An 18169-nucleotide genomic window follows, 5' to 3' on the forward strand; every position below is an offset into this window, starting at 1 on the left:
TACACCCGCGCCAACGCGCCCACCGAAGCCGCTCAAGCCCGCACCCGCGCAGCCGCCCTGGACACCGCTACCCCTAACGTCCCTTCTCCACTCCCGGAACCCACCGATAAACCAACTCCGGCCTCCCCACCTGCCCATAAACCGGCTTCCGCTCGGCCCTCCCGGCCTCCACCAGATGCTCCAGATACCGCCGAGCCGTGATCCGCGAGATCCCCACGGCCTCCGCGACCCCCGCCGCCGTGAGCCCCTCCGCGGCCTCCCGCACCACCCCGGTCACCCGCTCCAGCGTCGGCCCGCTCAACCCTTTCGGCAGCGCCGCAGGCCCCGGCGCCCGCAGCGCCGCCAACGCCCGGTCCACCTCGTCCTGGCCGCTCGCCTCGCCCACCGCCGCATGGAACTCGGCGTACCGCACCAGCCGATCCCGCAGCGTCGCGAAAGTGAACGGCTTCAGTACGTACTGCACGACCCCCAGCGACACCCCCTCCCGCACCACCGCCAGATCCCGCGCCGACGTCACCGCGATCACGTCCGCGTGATGCCCGGCCGCCCGCAGTGACCGTGCCAGTTGCAGCCCGTGCACATCCGGCAGGTGCAGGTCCAGCAGCAGCAGGTCCACCGGCGTCCGCTCCAGCGCGCGCCGCGCCTCCGCGCCCGTGTGCGCCTTGCCGACCGCGACGAACCCCGGCACTCGGCCGACGTACATCACGTGCGCGTCCGCCGCGACGGGATCGTCCTCCACGACCAGGACGCGAATCGCCTGCTCGGCCGCCGCCGTCATACGTCACCTCTCGAAACCACCGCGCCCTCGGAGCCCCGCACCGGGTCGGCCTGCCGCGCGGGCCCGCCGCCCGGCGTCGGTGCGGCACCCGGCGTGACTCCGGTACCGGGCTCGCGCCTCACGGCCTCCCCCAACGGCAACCGCACCTCGAACTCCGCCCCGCCCCCGGCAGCCTCCGCCACCGCCAGCGTCCCGCCGTGCCGATGCGCCGCCTGCCGGACCAGCGCCAGTCCCAGTCCCCGCCCGCCCGGCCCCGCCGGCTTGGTCGAGAAGCCGCGCTCGAACACCGCCTCCGCGTGCGCGGGGTCCACCCCGGCGCCCGTGTCCGACACCCGCAGCACCAGCTCCGCACCCTCCGTGTACGCCGTCACCGTCACCTGGCCCCGCACGCTCCCCTGTGCGGCGTCCACCGCGTTGTCGATCAGATTGCCGAGGATCGTCACCAGGTCCCGGGCCGGCAGCGAGGGCGGCAGCAGGCCGTCGTCCAGTCGGCTGTCCTCGGATACGACGAGCTCGACGCCCCGTTCGTTGGCCTGCGCCGTCTTCCCCAGCAGCAGTGCCGCCAGCACCGGCTCGCTGACCGCCGCGACCACCTGGTCCGTCAGTGCCTGTGCCAGCTCCAGCTCGGCGGTCGCGAACTCCACCGCCTCCTCGGCGCGTCCGAGTTCGATCAGTGAGACGACCGTGTGGAGGCGGTTCGCCGCCTCGTGCGCCTGGGACCGCAGCGCCTGGGTGAAGCCTCGCTCGGAGTCCAACTCGCCCATCAGGGACTGGAGTTCGGTCACGTCCCGCAGTGTCACGACCGTTCCGCGGCGCTCGCCGCCCGACACGGGGGAGGTGTTCACCACCAGGACGCGCTGCGCCGTCAGATGCACCTCGTCGACCCTGGGCTCGGACGCCAGCAGGGCCCCGGTCAGCGGTGCGGGCAGGCCGAGGTCCGCGACCGACTGCCCCACCACATCGCCGCCCACCCCGAGCAGTTCCCGCCCGCCGTCGTTGATCAGCGCCACCCGGTACTGCCCGTCCAGCATCAGCAGCCCCTCGCGCACCGCGTGCAGCGCGGCCTGGTGGTAGTCGTGCATCCGGCTCAGCTCGGCCGCGTTCATGCCGTGGGTGTGGCGGCGCAGGCGGGCGTTGACGACGTACGTGCCGATCGCGCCCAGCGCGAGCGCGCCCGCCGCCACACCCAGCAGGGCCGTCAGCTGCTCCTGCACCCGCTTGCTTATCTCCTCGACCCTGATGCCCGCGCTGACCAGCCCGACGATGTCCTTCGGGGCCGTACCACCGTCGTAGATCGGCACGACCGCGCGGACGGACGGGCCCAGCGTGCCGGTGTACGTCTCGGTGAAGGGTTCGCCTCGCAGGGCGCGCTCAGTGTGGCCGCGGAAGTGCTGGCCGATCTGCTTCTCGTCGGGGTGCGTCCAGCGGATGCCCTGGGGGTTCATGATCGTGACGAAGTCGACGCCGGTGTGTTGCTGGACGCGCACCGCGTAGGGCTGGAGTTCGGCCGTCGGGTCGGGGGTGCGGATCGCCTCGCGTACGGACGGGGCGTCGGCGATCGACTGGGCCACCGCCATCGCCTGGCGGCGCGCCGCGTCCTCGGCCTGGCCGCGGTCGCTGACGTAGGTGAACACCGCGTACCCGGCGACGAGCACCGCGATCAGCACGGCCTGCATCGCGAAGAGCTGGCCGGCCAGGCTGCGGGGCCGCGGGACGGAGATGCGCATGCCGTCAGTCTGCCCCATGGCCGATTTTGGTTGCTGCCCCCTGTGGACGACTGTTTTTCCCTGTGGATGAGGGGCGAGCACCGCCCGGTGAAAGGCGGTGTTCGCCGGGCCGTGCGATCCGGTGGCTCGCCGTGTTCAGCGCCAGGTGATGCTCGCCGTATGCGTCGTCATCGCAGGGTGAGCGGGGTCTCCGACTCGACGCGGGTCAGTTTCTCAGGGTTGCGGACGTAGTAGAGGCCGGTGATGCGGGCGTCCTCCATGCGGATCGCCATGACGCCGTCGATCTCGCCGTCCAGGCGCAGGACGAGTGCCGGGCTGCCGTTGACCACGGTGAGGCCGGTGGTGAGCGTGGCGTCGAGCTTGCCCGTGCCGCCGACGATGAAGCGGGCCACCTTGTCGGCGCCGACCACCGGGCGCGGTGCGGCCTGCTTGACGCCGCCGCCGTCGCTGACCAGGACCACGTCGGGGGCGAGCACGTCGAGGAAGCCCTGCAGGTCGCCGGTGGCGAGCGCGCGCTGGAACGACTCCAGGGCCGCCCTGGTCGCGCTCGCGGAGACCGCCGCGCGGGGGCGGCGGGCGTCGACGTGCCGGCGGGCGCGGTGCGCGATCTGGCGGACGGCCGCGGGGGTCTTGTCGACGGCGGCCGCGATCTCGTCGTAGTCGACGTCGAAGACCTCGCGCAGCACGAAGACGGCGCGCTCCGTGGGGGAGAGCGTCTCCAGGACGAGCATCAGCGCCATCGACACGCTCTCGGCGAGCTCGACGTCCTGGGCCACGTCCGGAGCGGTGAGCAGCGGCTCGGGCAGCCAGGGGCCGACGTACGCCTCCTTGCGGCGCGACATCGTGCGCAGCCGGTTGAGCGACTGGCGGGTCGTGATCCGGACCAGGTAGGCGCGCTGGTCGCGCACCTGCCCCAGGTCGACCTCCACCCACCGCAGCCAGGTCTCCTGCAGGACGTCCTCGGCGTCGGCGGCCGAGCCGAGCATCTCGTAGGCGACGGTGAAGAGCAGGTTGCGGTGGGCGACGAAGGCCTCGGTCGCCGGATCCGGATCGGTGGCGTGATCACTCATGCCCAGGTCTCTCCCCTGTTCGTGCGCGGGCTAGGCCACGCGTTCGACGGTGGCCGGAGTCCCGTCCGCCTCCGTGGCCCGGGTCCCGTCGTGCCCGGCCCGCAGCAGCTCCTGACGCCTGACGCTCCCCGAGACGCGGTGCAGGCGGAACGAGCCGGGCTTGCGCGACTCGTCGGACAGATGCTTGACGATGGCCTTGCAGACGAACTCCTTGAGCCTCGCGGCGGGCCGGCCGTCGATGTGGAACCACAGCGCCACGTCGTTCCGGTGGGCGAACTGGAAGATGCCGGCGCCGCGGCCCAGGCTGATGCACTGCCCGGCGAAGAACTGGCTGAGGGGCGAGGGCTGCTCACCCGCGAGCCGGCTGAGCAGCGTGTCGGCGGCCCGCGCGCCCAGCGGTATCGCGGCCTGGCAGCTCATCCGCAACGGCAGACCCGACGGGGCCGCCGAGTCGCCGGCCGCGACGATGTGCGGATCGTCCACGCTGGTCAGCGTCTCGTCGGTGAGCAGTCGGCCCAGGGCGTCGGTGCTCAGCCCGCTGCGCGCGGCCAGGTCCGGCACGCCGAAGCCGGCGGTCCAGATGGTCACCTCGCTCGGCACCGTACGGCCGTCGCCGAGCCGTACGGAGTCCCGGGTCACGGCCGTCACCTTTGTGTCGGGGCCCTCCAGCACGGTCACCCCGAGGGCGGCCATCCGCCTGGCGACCGAGCGCCGCCCCCGCGGATGCAGATACGGGCCGAGCACCCCACCGCAGACCAGGGTCACCCTGCGGCCGGCCTCCGCCAGCTCGGCGGCGGTCTCGATACCGGTCGGACCGGCGCCGACGACCGTCACCGGCGCCTTCGCGGACGCGGCGTCGAGAACCGGCCGCAGCCGCTGCGCCTCCTCCAGGCCGGCGATCGGGTAGGCGAACTCGGCCGCTCCGGGCACGCCCGGGTCGGCGCTGCCGCTGCCCACCGCGTAGACCAGGTAGTCGTAGCCGACCGTGCCGCCGGTCGCCAGCGTCACGCTGCGCTCGGCCGCGTCGATCCGCGTCACGCTGTCCACGACCAGCCGGACGTCCTCGGCCAGGACCTCCCGGTAGTCGACGACCGCGTCGTCGGACCCGCCCACCAGCTGGTGCAGGCGGACCCGGTGGACGAAGGTCGAGCGCGGGTTGACCAGGGTCACGGTCACGTCGTCGCGCAGGGTCAGGCGATTGGCCGCCATGACGCCCGCGTATCCGCCGCCGATCACGATGACGTTGCTGATGCCGTTGCTGTTCTCGGTCACGGTGCCTCCTCCGGCTCCAGGGGGTTCGACCTCAAGACACCGGGGCCTCGGTCGCTGTGACAGGACGTGACCCAGATCACTCCAGCAGGGCTCGGCCGGTGCCGCCGAGGCGATGCGGCGGCGCGTGGGCATGCGCGGTGAACTCAATGAACGGAAGGGTGACCGCCCTCACACGGCAAGGGATAGTCACCGCATCGCTGGAGTACGACCCCCGCTCCCCGGGGCGCGCTTCCCCGTCAGCGAACCCCCACCCCGGACGTGAGCCGCACGCCGGTGATACCGACGAAGACGTCAAGGAGGGCAGCCGTGGCCGCCGCCAAATCCCCCGATACGGCACCTGCCGCACCCGCCGCCAAGCGGGACCGCACGCACTACCTCTACATCGCGGTGATCATCGCGGTGGCCCTCGGTATCACCGTGGGCCTGGTCGCGCCCGACTTCGCGGTCGAGCTGAAGCCCATCGGAACGGGCTTCGTGAACCTGATCAAGATGATGATCTCGCCGATCATCTTCTGCACGATCGTTCTGGGCATCGGCTCGGTACGCAAGGCCGCCAAGGTCGGCGCCGTCGGCGGTATCGCGCTGGGCTACTTCCTCGTGATGTCGCTGGTCGCCCTCGGTATCGGGCTCCTCGTCGGCAACCTCCTGGAGCCGGGCACGGGCCTGCACATCACCGACGCCATCAAGGACGCCGGTCACGAGCAGGTCGACTCGGAGGCCAAGAGCACGACCGAGTTCCTGCTCGGCCTCATCCCGACCACGATGGTCTCCGCCTTCACCTCGGAATCGGTCCTGCAGACCCTGCTCATCGCGCTGCTCGCCGGTTTCGCGCTGCAGGCCATGGGCTCGGCCGGGGAGCCGATCCTGCGCGGTGTGCAGCACATCCAGCGGCTCGTCTTCCGCATCCTCGCCATGGTGATGTGGGCCGCCCCGATCGGTGCGTTCGGTGCCATCGCCGCCGTCACCGGGTCCGCCGGCCTGGACGCGCTCAAGCAGCTCGCCATCCTGATGGTCGGCTTCTACGTCACCTGCTTCCTCTTCGTCTTCCTCGTGCTCGGCGCCCTGCTGCGCGTCGTCGCCGGCCTCAACATCTTCACGCTCTTCAAGTACCTGGGCCGTGAGTTCCTGCTGATCCTGTCCACCTCCTCCTCCGAGTCCGCGCTGCCGCGGCTCATCGCGAAGATGGAGCACCTGGGGGTCAGCAAGCCGGTGGTCGGCATCACCGTCCCGACCGGCTACTCCTTCAACCTCGACGGCACCATGATCTACATGACCATGGCGTCCCTGTTCATCGCCGACGCCATGGGTACGCCGATGTCCGTCGGCGAGCAGATCCCGCTGCTGCTCTTCCTGCTGGTCGCCTCCAAGGGCGCCGCCGGTGTCACCGGTGCGGGTCTGGCCACGCTGGCCGGTGGTCTGCAGTCGCACAAGCCGGCTCTGGTGGACGGCATCGGCCTCATCGTCGGCATCGACCGCTTCATGAGCGAGGCCCGCGCCCTGACGAACTTCGCGGGCAACGCCGTCGCCACCGTCCTGATCGGCACCTGGACCAAGGAGATCGACCGCGGGCGTGTCGACCAGGTGCTCGCCGGCCGGCTCCCGTTCGACGAGGCGACCCTCCAGGACGACGGCCACGGCGCCCCGGCTGCCGAGCCGTCGGAACGGGGCGACGAGAAGGAACTCGCCAAGGCGTAGGCGCCGGGCGGCCCGCGGAGAACTCGGGGCCCACCGCCCCGGCGCCCCCTCCGGGACCTTCCGCCCTCTTCACTCCGGACGTCCGGCCCCTCCTGAACCGGGGCCGGGCGTCCGGCATCACACTCCGGGCGGCTGGGATGCTCCCCCGTCTCCCAGCCGCCCGGTCCGCGTCCGTCCACCCCGACCCCGCCTCAGGCGCACGGCAACCGCCGTGCGCCTGACGGCATGACCGGAAGCTTGCGTCCCTGGTCCCGGGGCCATGCTCCTCACCGGCGGGCGCTCGGCGCGCCGCGCGGCGAGTGTCAACCGTGCGGTCCCGTACGTCAGTCGGCCCTTCCGAGGGTCTCGGTGACGGCCTTCGGGAGCCACTGCCGGGCCGGCGTGAAGCGGAAACCCAGGCGGGTGGCACGGGAGTTGTCCATGCCGTAGGCGCGGGTGAAGGAGAGCGGGGAGACCTCGCCGACCTCGACGTGCCGGAAGACGGCCGTGCCGTCCGGGAGGTGCGCGGCGATCGCGTCGCACAGGTCACCGGTGGTCAGCAGGCCGTGCGAGGCGGCGTTGACCGGCCCCGTGAAGTCCTGGCCCACCGCCCAGAACAGGAAGTCGGCGATCTCCTCGACATGGATGTACGTCGCCGGCTGGTTCACCACCGGCACGGCGATCGGCGCGCCGGTACGGATACGGTCCGCGTAGTACGTCATACGACCCGTGAAGTCGTCGTCCCCGCCGAGCACATGGGCGACCCGCACCGCCGCGTACGGCAGGTCCGGGCCGGCGGCGAAGACGGCCTCCGCCTGCCGCTTGCCCTCGCCGTAGTGGCTGTCGAGGAACTCCGGGTCGTCCCACGGCAGTTCGAGGTCGACGTTCACGCCCAGCGGATCCACGTCCGTCTCGCGCACGGGGGCGATCGAGTCCTCGTACTCGTACACCTCCACCGTCGACGTCAGCACGTAACGACGGGTGCGGCCGGCGAGGACCCGGCGGGCGATCTCCGCCTGGCGCGGCGTGTAGCAGACCTGGTCGACCACGGCGTCGAACGTCCGTGAACCCAGCGCCGCCGTCAGGGACTTCTCGTCATTCCGGTCGGCGACCAGATGGACGACGCCCTCCGGTGGCGCCGACGATCCGCGATTGAGAACCGTCACCCGGTCCCCGGCCGCCAGCAGTCGCGCGATCAGCCGCTTGCCGAAATAGCGGTTGCCGCCGATGACCAGTACCTCTCGTGCCTTTCGCATGACCATAATTCTCCTGGCCCCGCACCGCGTCCTGAAGGGGAAGACATGGGAGATCAGGCCGCCGCGCCGAAAGAAACACGGCATCTGCGCCCAGCCGCCGGCGAAACACCGGTGGCCTTCGACGCCCTGGACCGGCAGATCCTCGAACTGCTCCAGACCGACGGCCGGATCAAACTGAGCGAGCTGGGCCGCCGCGTACGGCTCAGCCCGGCAGCCGTCACCGAGCGCGTACGGCGGCTGGAGGCGGCGGGCGCGATCACCGGGTACGGCGCCCAGATCGCCCCCGCCCGGCTCGGCTACGGCATCCAGGCCTTCATCCGCGTCAACCCGCACGGCGGCTACACCCTCAAACACCCCCGCACCCTGGAACTGCTCGACCGCCCAGAGATCATCGAGGTCCACCACGTCATCGGCGAGGACTGCTGGATCCTCAAGGTCGCCGTCGAGGACACCGTCCACCTGGAGGAGGTCCTCGAACAGACCTCGGCGCTGGGCCGTACGACGACGTCGATCGTGCTGTCCTCGCCGGTGCGCGGAAAGCCGCTCCTGCCGCGGTTGCCCTGACGTCGGCGTCAAGGATTACGTTCGTACGCATGCGAATCGGCGAGCTGGCCGCACGGGCCGGGACCACGACGCGCACGTTGCGCTACTACGAGTCGCGAGGGCTGTTGCCCGCGCGGCGCAGCGGCAACGGCTACCGGACCTACGACGAGAGCGACCTGAAGCTGCTCCGGCAGATCCGGACGCTGCAGGACTTCGGGTTCGACCTGGAGGAGACGCGGCCGTTCGTGGAGTGCCTGCGCGCCGGGCACCCGGAAGGCGACACGTGCCCCGCCTCGCTCGCGGTCTACCGGCGCAAGCTGGACGAACTCGACGCACTGATCGGGGAGTTGCAGACCGTGCGCGCCAAGATCGGGCTGCGGCTCGCGCTCGCCGAGGGGGAACCACCGTTGTGCGAACTGGGAGGGCAGGAGCTGTGATCAAGGCGGCGGGCGTGGCAGAGGTGACGGACGCGGACTTCGAAGCGGAGGTGATCGGCTCCGAACTGCCGGTGCTGGTGCAGTTCACGGCCGAGTGGTGCGGCCCGTGCCGCCAGCTCGCGCCGGTCCTGAGCGCCATCGCCGGCGAGACGGGCGACCGGCTGCGGATCGTCCAGCTGGACGTGGACCGCAATCCGAACACCACGATCGCGTACGGCGTGCTGTCGACGCCGACGCTGATGGTGTTCCGGGACGGTGAGCCCGTGAGGTCGATGGTGGGCGCGCGGCCCAAGCGGCGGCTGCTGGAGGAGCTGTCCGACATCCTCTGAGCCCAGTCGGGGGCCGGCCCGGAACGAAGAAATCCCCCGAGCGCAATTGCGCTCGGGGGATTTCTTTGCGTATATTCAATGGTTCGCGACTTCAGGAATATTGAGTCGCAAAGAAGTTCAGTGAGCACAGTATATCCGGCCGGGAGCGGAATTGTCAAACACCGAATTTCAAGACGGTGAAATGCGGCGTGAGCAGGAATTCATCGACGACCTGTACGTCCGCGTGGACGCGCTGCGCGGCGACACCGAGGCCTCCGTCGGGGACGCGCTCGCCCAGGGCGACACGCCCATGCAGGCCCGGCTGGAGCGGGACATCCTCGTCGCCGAGCGCTCGGGGCTGCTCGCCGCGCTGAACGCGGTGGACGGCTCGCTCTGCTTCGGCCGGATCGACCTCGCCTCGGGCGTCCACCACCACATCGGCCGCATCGGCCTGCGCACCGACGACGCCGAGCGCACGCCGATCCTGATCGACTGGCGGGCCGACGTCGCCCGCCCCTTCTACCTGGCCACCGGCCACACCCCGATGGGCATCAGGCGCAGGCGGCACATCACCACCAGCGGCCGTACGGTCACCGCCCTGCACGACGAGATCCTCGACCTGGGGGACCGGGAGCGGACCGGCCACGAGGACCCGACCGGCGACGCCGTGCTGCTGGCCGCCCTCGACGCCGCGCGCACCGGCCGCATGCACGACATCGTGCAGACCATCCAGGCCGAACAGGACGAGATCATCCGGGCACCGCACCGCGGGGTGCTGGTGGTCGAGGGCGGCCCCGGCACGGGCAAGACGGCGGTCGCCCTGCACCGCGCCGCATACCTCCTCTACGAACACCGCGAACTGCTCGCCAAACGCGCCGTTCTGATCGTCGGCCCCAACCCCGCCTTCCTCGGCTACATCGGCGAGGTCCTGCCCTCGCTCGGCGAGACCGGCGTCCTGCTGGCCACGGTGGGCGAGCTGTTCCCGGGGGTGCGGGCGACCGCCGCCGACACCCGTGAGGCGGCCGCGGTGAAGGGCCGCGCCGACATGGCGGACGTACTCGCCGAGGTCGTACGCGACTGGCAGTCGCTGCCGGACCCGGTGATCGCGATCGAGCACGAACGCGAGATCCTCATGCTCGACGACGACCTGGTCAAGGTGGCCCGTGAGCGCACCCGGGCCGCGGGGCTCCAGCACAACGTGGCCCGTGAGTACTTCGAGGGCCACATCCTCAACACGCTCACCGAGCTGTACGCCGAGCGCGTCGGCACCGACCCGTACGACGGCAGCAGCCTCCTCGACCCCAGCGACATCACCCAGATCCGCGACGAGCTCGCCGAGAACCCCGAGGTCTGGGCGGCCGTCGACCAGTTGTGGCCGGTGCTCACCCCGCAGCGTCTGGTCGCGGACTTCCTCGCCGACCCCGTGGGCTACCTCCCCGACGAGGACGTCGCCGCGATCCGCCGGCCCGTGACGCGGGCGTGGACGGTGGCGGACGTCCCGCTCCTCGACGAGGCGGCCGAACTCCTCGGCGAGGACGACCGGTTGGCGCGGGCCCGCGCGGACCGCGAGCGCGAGACGCAGGTGGCGTACGCGCAGGGCGTGCTGGACGTGTCGTACGCCTCGCGGACCTACGAGTTCGAGGACAAGGAGGACGAGGACAGCGAGGTCCTCTCCGCGCACGACATCATCGACGCCGAGCGCTTCGCCGAACGCCAGGAGGAGGACGACCACCGCAGCGCCGCCGAGCGCGCGGCGGCCGACCGCACCTGGGCCTTCGGGCACATCATCGTGGACGAGGCGCAGGAACTGTCGCCGATGGCGTGGCGGCTGCTGATGCGGCGCAGCCCGACCCGCTCGATGACGCTGGTCGGCGACCCGGCCCAGACGGCCGAGGCGGCCGGTGTCGGCTCCTGGGCGGGGATCCTGGAGCCGTACGTCGAGGACCGCTGGGAGCACACCCGCCTCGGCGTCAACTACCGCACGCCGGCCGAGATCATGGAGCTGGCCGCGGCGGTGGTCCGGGCCGAGAACCCCGAGTTCGAGCCGCCGAGTTCGGTGCGGTCGACGGGGGTACTGCCGTGGATCCGCGCCACCGACGACCTCCCCGGCGCGGTGGCCAAGGCGGTCGCGGAACTGACCCCGGCGGACGGGCGGTTGGCGGTCATCGCGCCGCGCGATCTGCACCGGTCGCTGGCCGCGCGGCTGGACGGGGTGACGGCGGGTGCGGAGCCCGACCTGACGCAGGCGGTCGTACTCCTCGATCCGCGCCAGGCGAAGGGGCTGGAGTTCGACTCCGTGCTGGTGGTGGAGCCCGGGCTGTACGGCACGAGCGACCTGTACGTGGCGCTGACGCGGGCCACGCAGCGGCTGGGGGTGCTGCATACGGGGCGGCTGCCGCAGGCACTGACCACCACCTGAACGAGTCTCGCCCCCGCCGCCCCTACCCGTCCCGTCCCCGGGGGCTGCCGCCCCCGGACCCCGCTGTCGGCCCTTCGGGCCTCGTCCTCAAACGCCGGACGGGCTGAAAATCTCAGCCCCTCCGGCGTTTGAGGAGCGGGTGTCCAGGGGGCAGAGCCCCCTGGCGGGGGCGAAAAGCTACGCGGGACGCAGCCACACCGTCGCCAACGGTGGCAGCGTCAGCCGGATGCTCGCCGCACGGCCGTGCCACGGCTGGGCCTCCGGCTTGATCGGGTCGGGGTTGACGACGTCGCTGCCGCCGTACTTCGCCGCGTCCGTGTTCAGCGACTCGTGCCAGGCCGGGACGTCGTCCGGCACCCCGAGACGGTAGTCGTGCCGGACGACCGGCGACATGTTCGACACCGCCAGCAGCGGAGCACCCTCGGCGTCGTAGCGCAGGAACGCGAACACGTTGTCGTCGGCCGCGTCGCCGACCACCCACTGGAAGCCGGACGGATCGGTGTCCCGCTGCCAGAGGGCCGGCGTGTGGCGGTAGACCGTGTTGAGGTCGCGGACCAGGTCCCGCACCCCGCGATGGTCGGGCTCCGCCCCGTACGCCGGGTCCAGCAGCCACCAGTCCGGGCCGTGCGCCTCGGACCACTCGGCGCCCTGTGCGAACTCCTGACCCATGAAGAGCAGTTGCTTGCCGGGGTGCGCCCACATGAAGCCCAGGTACGCCCGGTGGTTCGCGCGCTGCTGCCACCAGTCGCCCGGCATCTTCGACACCAGGGAGCGCTTGCCGTGGACCACCTCGTCGTGGGAGATGGGCAGGACGTAGTTCTCGCTGTAGGCGTACACCATCGAGAACGTCATCTCGTTGTGGTGGTACTTGCGGTGCACCGGCTCCTTGGCCATGTACTCCAGCGAGTCGTGCATCCAGCCCATGTTCCACTTCAGCCCGAAGCCCAGACCCCCGAAACCGCCGGGACCGGACACGTGCGTCGGACGCGTCACGCCGTCCCAGGCCGTGGACTCCTCCGCGATCGTCACGACCCCCGGCACCCGCCGGTACAGGGTCGCGTTCATCTCCTGGAGGAACGCCACCGCGTCCAGGTTCTCCCGGCCCCCGTGCTCGTTCGGCACCCACTGGCCCGGCTCGCGCGAGTAGTCCAGGTAGAGCATGGAGGCCACGGCGTCCACCCGCAGCCCGTCGATGTGGAACTCCTCGCACCAGTACGTGGCGTTGGCGACCAGGAAGTTGCGCACCTCGCGACGGCCGAAGTCGAACTCCAGCGTGCCCCAGTCCGGGTGCGCGGACCGCAGCGGATCCTCGTGCTCGTACAACGGACGGCCGTCGAACTCGGCCAGCGCCCAGTCGTCGCGCGGGAAGTGCGCCGGCACCCAGTCCATCAGCACGCCGATCCCGGCCTGGTGCAGGGCGTCGACGAGGAACTTGAAGTCGTCCGGCGTGCCGAGGCGGGCCGTGGGCGCGTAGAACCCGGTGACCTGGTAGCCCCACGAGCCGCCGAAGGGATGCTCGGCCACCGGCATCAGCTCGACGTGGGTGAAGCCCAGGTCCTTGACGTAGGCCGGGAGCTGCTCGGCCAGTTGACGGTAGGTCAGACCCGGGCGCCAGGAGGCCAGATGAACCTCGTACACCGAGAGCGGCGCCTCATGCGTCGGCACAGACCCGCGCTGCGCCAGCCACGCCGCGTCACCCCACTCGTGCTGCGAGGCGTGCACGATGGACGACGTGTCGGGCGGGGCCTGCGTACGGCGGGCCAGCGGGTCGGCGCGCAGTGTCTTCGACCCGTCGGGCCGGGTGATCTCGTACTTGTACAGCTCGCCCTCGCCGATGCCGGGCACGAACAGCTCCCAGACGCCGGAGCCGCCGAGCGAGCGCATCGGATACCCCGTGCCGTCCCAGAAGTTGAAGGTGCCGGCCAGGGACACACCGCGTGCGTTCGGCGCCCACACCGTGAAGCGGGTGCCGGTCACGCCCTGGTGCGTCATCGGCTCGGCGCCGAGCGCCCGCCACAGCTCCTCGTGCCGTCCCTCGCCGATCAGATGCAGGTCGAGCTCGCCCAGGGCGGGCAGGAAACGGTACGCGTCCTCGGTCTCCTGGACCGCCCCCTCGTACTCCACGAGGAGCCGGTAGTCCTCCGGCACCTCCCGCAGCGGCAGCAGACCCGAGAAGAACCCCTCCGCGTCGTCGTGCAGTTCGGCCCGCAGGCTGCCCGCGACGACGGTGACCGACAGGGCGTACGGCCGAAAGGCCCGGAAGGCGACACCGCCGGGCACGGGATGCGCGCCGAGAACGGAGTGCGGGTCGTGGTGGGTGCCGGTGAGGAGCCGGTCGCGGTCGACGGCGTCCAGGGCCGGGGAGACGGCCACCTCGACCGGGGCGGACGGCTCGACAGGGGGCGACGGCTCGACGGGAGCGGCCTTCTGCGCGGGGATCTTCCTGGGCGCCGTCGCCTTCTGTGCGGGGATCTTCTTGGCGGCGGCCTTCTTCGGGGCCGTGCTCTTCGACGCGGCCGTGCTCTTCGGCGTCGTCGTGCTCTTCGCGGTGGTGGTCTTCGCGGCCGTCTTCTTGGCCACGGCCTTCTTCGCCACGGCTTCCTTGGCGGCGGCCTTCTTCGCCGGAGCCTTCTTCGCGGGGGCTTTCTTCGCGGCCGTCTTCTTGGCAGCCGTCTTCTTCGCAGCTGTCTTCTCGGCAGCCGTTTTCTTCGCCGCGCCGGCCTTCGCCGTCGCCTTTTTCGCTGTCCCCTTCTTCATGGCCTCCGCGGCCTTCTCGGCGGCCTTCGCCGTCTTCGTCGCCGCCTTCTTCGCGACGTTCGTCTGCTCATCCGGCGTCTCGGCCGTCTTCTTCTGATCCGAACCGCTGGAGGGAGTGGTGCGGGGGGTCACGGGCGGGGCCTCCTAGGCGAAGGTGGGGATGGGGGCGTGGCGGGGGACGGGATCGCGGCGTCCGCGGCGAGGCGGCGTATCGCGGACAGGGGTACGGGGAGCCAGTCGGGGCGATGGCGGGCCTCGTAGACGACCTCGTAGATCGCCTTGTCGGTCTCGTACGCGCGCAGCAGCACCGGATCGGTGCGCGGATCGGCGCCGCCGGCCTGCGCGTACCCGGAGCAGAACGCGGCCCGGCAGGCGTCGGCCCAGCCCGGTACCGGAGGGTCGGCCGAGTGGGCGGCGTAGTCGAAGGAGCGCAGCATCCCCGCGACGTCCCGCACCGGAGGCTGCGGCATTCGCCGTTCGGCGAGTGGCTTCGACGGCTCGCCCTCGAAGTCGATCAGCCACCACTGCCCCGCGGGCGAGCGCAGGCACTGCCCGAGGTGCAGGTCGCCGTGGATGCGCTGGGCGGTCCAGGTGCACCCCTCGGCGGCCAGGTCGGCCAGCGCCGCGAAGGCGGAACGCAGACCGGGCGCGTACGGCCGCAGCGCGGGCACCGCCTGGGCGGCCTCGTCCAGCCGCTCGACCATGCCGTCGACCAGCTGCTGCACCTGCGCGTGCCCCAGGGTCACCGTCGGCAGCGTGCGGGCCAGCGCCATGTGCACCTCGGCCGTGGCGCGCCCTAGCGCCCGCGCCGCGGCGGCGAAGTCCTCACCCTTGGCCAGCTCGCGCAGCGCCAGCTCCCAGCCGTCCGCCGCGCCCTGCACGAAGGGCTGGAGCACCCCGAGGACGTACGACTCGCCGGACAGTTCCCCCCGGATCCACGCCGTGGGCGCGGGCACCCGGTCGCAGCTCTCGCGGGCCAGCGCCAGCGGCAGCTCCAGGTCGGGATTGACGCCGGGCACGATGCGGCGCAACAGCTTCAGGATGAACGTATCGCCGTAGACGACCGACGAGTTGGACTGTTCGGAGGTGACCAGGCGCGGTACCAGGCCGGAGCGGATCTCCTGGCTGTCGTCCCGCTCGAAACGCAGCGCACCGATCCGGGCCCCGGTGCGCAGCGCCTCCAGGAGCAGCTCGGTGGGGCGGGTGTCGTACAGGGCGTCGTACACCGTGCGTCCGGCGAGCGGGCCCTCGGCCACGTGCCCGATCAGCGCGGGCGCGAGCCGCGGCGGCAACGCCTCGCGGTCTCCTATGAGGAGCTGGTAGCAGTCCGCGGGCTGCCCGGGGGCGCCCGTCAGGGGCGCGAGCGGCTGATGGGCGCGCACCAGCAGGTGGTACAGGCCCAGCTTGCCGCCGGGCGGCAGCAGCTCGGTGGCCGCCACCAGCGAGAACCCGGTGACCGGACGCCCCTTGCCGGCGAACCATCGCTGCCGTGGCAGCCACTCCCGCAGGAGCGGGTCCAGCGACGCGAGGAGGCTGGGAGGGGTGGTGAGGGTGCGGGTGACGGCTTTCGACATGGCGTCACGTCCTTTCCCCGGGCCGGTCGGGGTGTTACTGATGCGTGCCCCGGGCGGGGCGGGAGAAACCGCCCCGCCGGGCTGTCAGGCGGCGTCCTTGCGGAGCCGGAACCAGTAGAAGCCGTGGCCCCCGAGGGTCAGCAAGTACGGCAGTTCACCGATGGCCGGGAATCGCACCCCGCCGAACAGCTCCACCGGATGCCGTCCGTTGAACCGCCGGAGATCCAGCTCCGTCGGCTGGGCGAACCGCGAGAAGTTGTTCACGCACAGGACGAGGTCGTCCTCGTATTCGCGCAGGAAGGCGATCACGGCCGGATTCGACGACTGGAGTTCGGTGTAGGAGCCGAGTCCGAAGGCCGTGTTCTGCTTGCGGATCTCGATCATGCGGCGGGTCCAGTGCAGGAGCGAGGACGGGGAGGCCATGGAGGCCTCGACGTTCGTCACCTGGTAGCCGTAGACCGGGTCCATGATCGTGGGCAGGAACAGCCGCCCCGGGTCGCTCGACGAGAAGCCCGCGTTGCGGTCCGGGGTCCACTGCATCGGTGTGCGGACGGCGTCGCGGTCGCCGAGCCAGATGTTGTCGCCCATGCCGATCTCGTCGCCGTAGTACAGGATCGGCGAGCCGGGCAGCGACAGCAGCAGTGCGGTGAACAGCTCGATCTGGTTGCGGTCGTTGTCCAGCAGCGGGGCCAGCCTGCGCCGGATGCCGATGTTGGCGCGCATCCGCGGGTCCTTGGCGTACTCCGCGTACATGTAGTCGCGCTCTTCGTCGGTGACCATTTCGAGGGTCAGCTCGTCGTGGTTGCGCAGGAAGATGCCCCACTGGCAGCCGGAGGGGATGGCGGGGGTCTTGGCGAGGATTTCCGAGACCGGGTAGCGGGATTCCCGCCGTACGGCCATGAAGATGCGTGGCATGACGGGGAAGTGGAAGGCCATGTGGCATTCGTCGCCGCCGCTCTGGAAGTCGCCGAAATAGTCGACGACGTCCTCGGGCCACTGGTTCGCTTCCGCCAGCAGCACCGTGTCGGGGTAGTGGGCGTCGATTTCCTTCCGTACCCGCCTGAGGAACTCATGGGTCGCGGGAAGGTTCTCGCAGTTCGTGCCTTCCTCCGCGTACAGATAGGGCACGGCGTCGAGCCGGAATCCGTCGATTCCCAGGTCCAGCCAGAACTTCAGCGCGGAGAGGATCTCCTCCTGCACAGCCGGGTTCTCGTAGTTCAGGTCCGGCTGGTGGGAGAAGAAGCGGTGGAAGAAGTACTGCTTGCGGACCGGGTCGAAGGTCCAGTTGGACGCCTCCGTGTCGACGAAGATGATGCGGGCGTCGGCGTACTGCTTGTCGTCGTCGGCCCACATGTAGTAGTCGCCGTAGGGCCCGTCGGGGTCCTTCCTCGATTCCTGGAACCACGGGTGCTGGTCGCTGGTGTGGTTCATGACGAAGTCGATGATGACCCGCATGCCCCGCTGGTGGGCGGAGTCCACGAAGTCCACGAAATCGGCGAGGTCACCGAATTCGGGCAGTACGGAGGTGTAGTCGGAGACGTCGTAGCCGCCGTCCCTGAGCGGTGATTTGAAGAAGGGCGGCAGCCACAGGCAGTCGACGCCGAGCCATTGCAGGTAGTCGAGTTTTGCGGTCAGTCCTTTGAGGTCGCCGACGCCGTCGCCGTTGGAGTCCTGGAAGGAGCGGACCAGGACCTCGTAGAAGACGGCGCGCTTGAACCAATCCGGGTCACGATCCTTGGCAGGCGTGTCCTCGAAGGTGTCCTGAACGGGCTCGTTGACGATCATTTTGTGGGTGACCCTCCGATCTGCGGGGTGGACGGTCGCAGGACGGTGAGGATGTGCGCGGGACGAGTGCCCGGTTCGAGACGCACGTAGTTCGCCCTGCCCCAGTGATAGGTCTCGCCGGTGAGCTCGTCGCGCACCGGCACCGACTCGTGCCAGTCCAGGCCGAGTTGCGGCATGTCCAACGAGACCGTGGCCTCCTGGGTGTGGTGAGGATCGAGGTTCGCGACCACCAGAACCGTGTTCGAACCGCTGCGCTTCGAGTACACGATCACCGCTTCCTGGTCCGCGTGGTGGAAGTGGAGGTCGCGCAGCTGCCGCAGGGCCGGATTGGCCCGCCGGATGGCGTTGAGCTGGGTGATCAGGGGGGTGATGGTGCGGCCTTCGCGTTCGGCTGTCTCCCAGTCGCGGGGGCGCAGCTGGTACTTCTCCGAGTGGAGGTATTCCTCGCTGCCGGTGCGCAGCGGGGTGTTCTCGCACAGTTCGTAGCCGCTGTAGATGCCCCAGGTGGGCGAGAGGGTGGCGGCGAGGACGGCGCGGACCTCGAAGGCGGGGCGGCCGCCGTGCTGGAG

General features: G+C 70.8%; 14 protein-coding genes. 5 read left to right on the forward strand and 9 right to left on the reverse strand.

The window, feature by feature from the left end:
- Positions 1-73: 73 nt before the first annotated feature.
- The 4 genes from ACIREI_RS16020 to ACIREI_RS16035 all read right to left on the reverse strand — a co-directional run bounded on the left by ACIREI_RS16020 (position 74) and on the right by ACIREI_RS16035 (position 4784).
- Positions 74-778, reverse strand: coding sequence for a response regulator (locus tag ACIREI_RS16020; protein WP_403332896.1), 705 nt, complete (start codon positions 776-778; stop codon positions 74-76).
- The gene (locus ACIREI_RS16025) at positions 775-2505 is read right to left on the reverse strand and encodes an ATP-binding protein (protein WP_403332898.1); all 1731 of its coding nucleotides are present in this window, start codon (positions 2503-2505) and stop codon (positions 775-777) included. The genes ACIREI_RS16020 and ACIREI_RS16025 overlap by 4 nt, the downstream gene beginning before the upstream one ends.
- Before the next feature lie 167 nt (positions 2506-2672).
- Positions 2673-3575 carry an RNA polymerase sigma-70 factor gene (locus ACIREI_RS16030; RefSeq protein WP_403332901.1) on the reverse strand — a complete coding sequence of 301 codons (903 nt, stop codon included), beginning with the start codon at positions 3573-3575 and terminating at the stop codon, positions 2673-2675.
- A gap of 30 nt (positions 3576-3605) precedes the next feature.
- Positions 3606-4784, reverse strand: a complete 1179-nt coding sequence (locus ACIREI_RS16035) for an NAD(P)/FAD-dependent oxidoreductase (RefSeq protein ID WP_403332973.1) — start codon at positions 4782-4784, stop codon at positions 3606-3608.
- A gap of 369 nt (positions 4785-5153) precedes the next feature.
- On the opposite strand from ACIREI_RS16035, the gene ACIREI_RS16040 reads away from it, so the two are divergent.
- Positions 5154-6542: a cation:dicarboxylate symporter family transporter gene (locus ACIREI_RS16040; protein ID WP_403332904.1), complete on the forward strand. Its 1389-nt coding sequence runs from the start codon at positions 5154-5156 to the stop codon at positions 6540-6542.
- A 323-nt stretch (positions 6543-6865) separates the two neighbouring features.
- Here the strand turns inward: ACIREI_RS16040 and ACIREI_RS16045 are convergent, their stop codons facing one another.
- Positions 6866-7777 (reverse strand): NAD-dependent epimerase/dehydratase family protein, encoded by a 912-nt coding sequence (locus ACIREI_RS16045; RefSeq protein ID WP_403332907.1) that lies wholly within the window; start codon positions 7775-7777, stop codon positions 6866-6868.
- Between the two features lie 45 nt (positions 7778-7822).
- Between ACIREI_RS16045 and ACIREI_RS16050 the strand changes: the two genes are divergently transcribed.
- The 4 genes from ACIREI_RS16050 to ACIREI_RS16065 all read left to right on the forward strand — a co-directional run bounded on the left by ACIREI_RS16050 (position 7823) and on the right by ACIREI_RS16065 (position 11484).
- Entirely contained in the window at positions 7823-8341 is a 519-nt protein-coding gene (locus tag ACIREI_RS16050; RefSeq protein WP_403332910.1) for an Lrp/AsnC family transcriptional regulator, read from the forward strand.
- A gap of 29 nt (positions 8342-8370) precedes the next feature.
- Complete coding sequence (locus ACIREI_RS16055; protein WP_403332913.1) at positions 8371-8757, forward strand: MerR family transcriptional regulator; 387 nt, start codon at positions 8371-8373, stop codon at positions 8755-8757.
- On the forward strand, positions 8754-9086 hold the full coding sequence (trxA, locus tag ACIREI_RS16060) for a thioredoxin (RefSeq protein WP_403332916.1): 333 nt from the start codon (positions 8754-8756) through the stop codon (positions 9084-9086). The genes ACIREI_RS16055 and trxA overlap by 4 nt, the downstream gene beginning before the upstream one ends.
- A 181-nt stretch (positions 9087-9267) precedes the next feature.
- Positions 9268-11484, forward strand: coding sequence for a HelD family protein (locus ACIREI_RS16065; protein ID WP_403332918.1), 2217 nt, complete (start codon positions 9268-9270; stop codon positions 11482-11484).
- A gap of 177 nt (positions 11485-11661) precedes the next feature.
- On the opposite strand, the gene glgB is transcribed toward ACIREI_RS16065, so the two are convergent.
- The 4 genes from glgB to ACIREI_RS16085 all read right to left on the reverse strand — a co-directional run.
- Positions 11662-14373, reverse strand: a complete 2712-nt coding sequence (gene glgB, locus ACIREI_RS16070; RefSeq protein WP_403332921.1) for a 1,4-alpha-glucan branching enzyme — start codon at positions 14371-14373, stop codon at positions 11662-11664.
- Positions 14370-15815, reverse strand: coding sequence for a maltokinase (locus ACIREI_RS16075; protein ID WP_403332924.1), 1446 nt, complete (start codon positions 15813-15815; stop codon positions 14370-14372). Before ACIREI_RS16075 ends, glgB begins: the two co-directional genes overlap by 4 nt.
- An 84-nt stretch (positions 15816-15899) precedes the next feature.
- Positions 15900-17600: a maltose alpha-D-glucosyltransferase gene (treS, locus tag ACIREI_RS16080; protein WP_403332927.1), complete on the reverse strand. Its 1701-nt coding sequence runs from the start codon at positions 17598-17600 to the stop codon at positions 15900-15902.
- Positions 17597-18169: DUF3459 domain-containing protein (locus tag ACIREI_RS16085; RefSeq protein ID WP_403332929.1), on the reverse strand; the 573-nt coding region annotated here is incomplete at its 5' end. The genes ACIREI_RS16085 and treS, both read right to left, overlap by 4 nt.

This window comes from Streptomyces sp. NPDC093591, assembly GCF_044764885.1.
Taxonomy (GTDB): domain Bacteria; phylum Actinomycetota; class Actinomycetes; order Streptomycetales; family Streptomycetaceae; genus Streptomyces.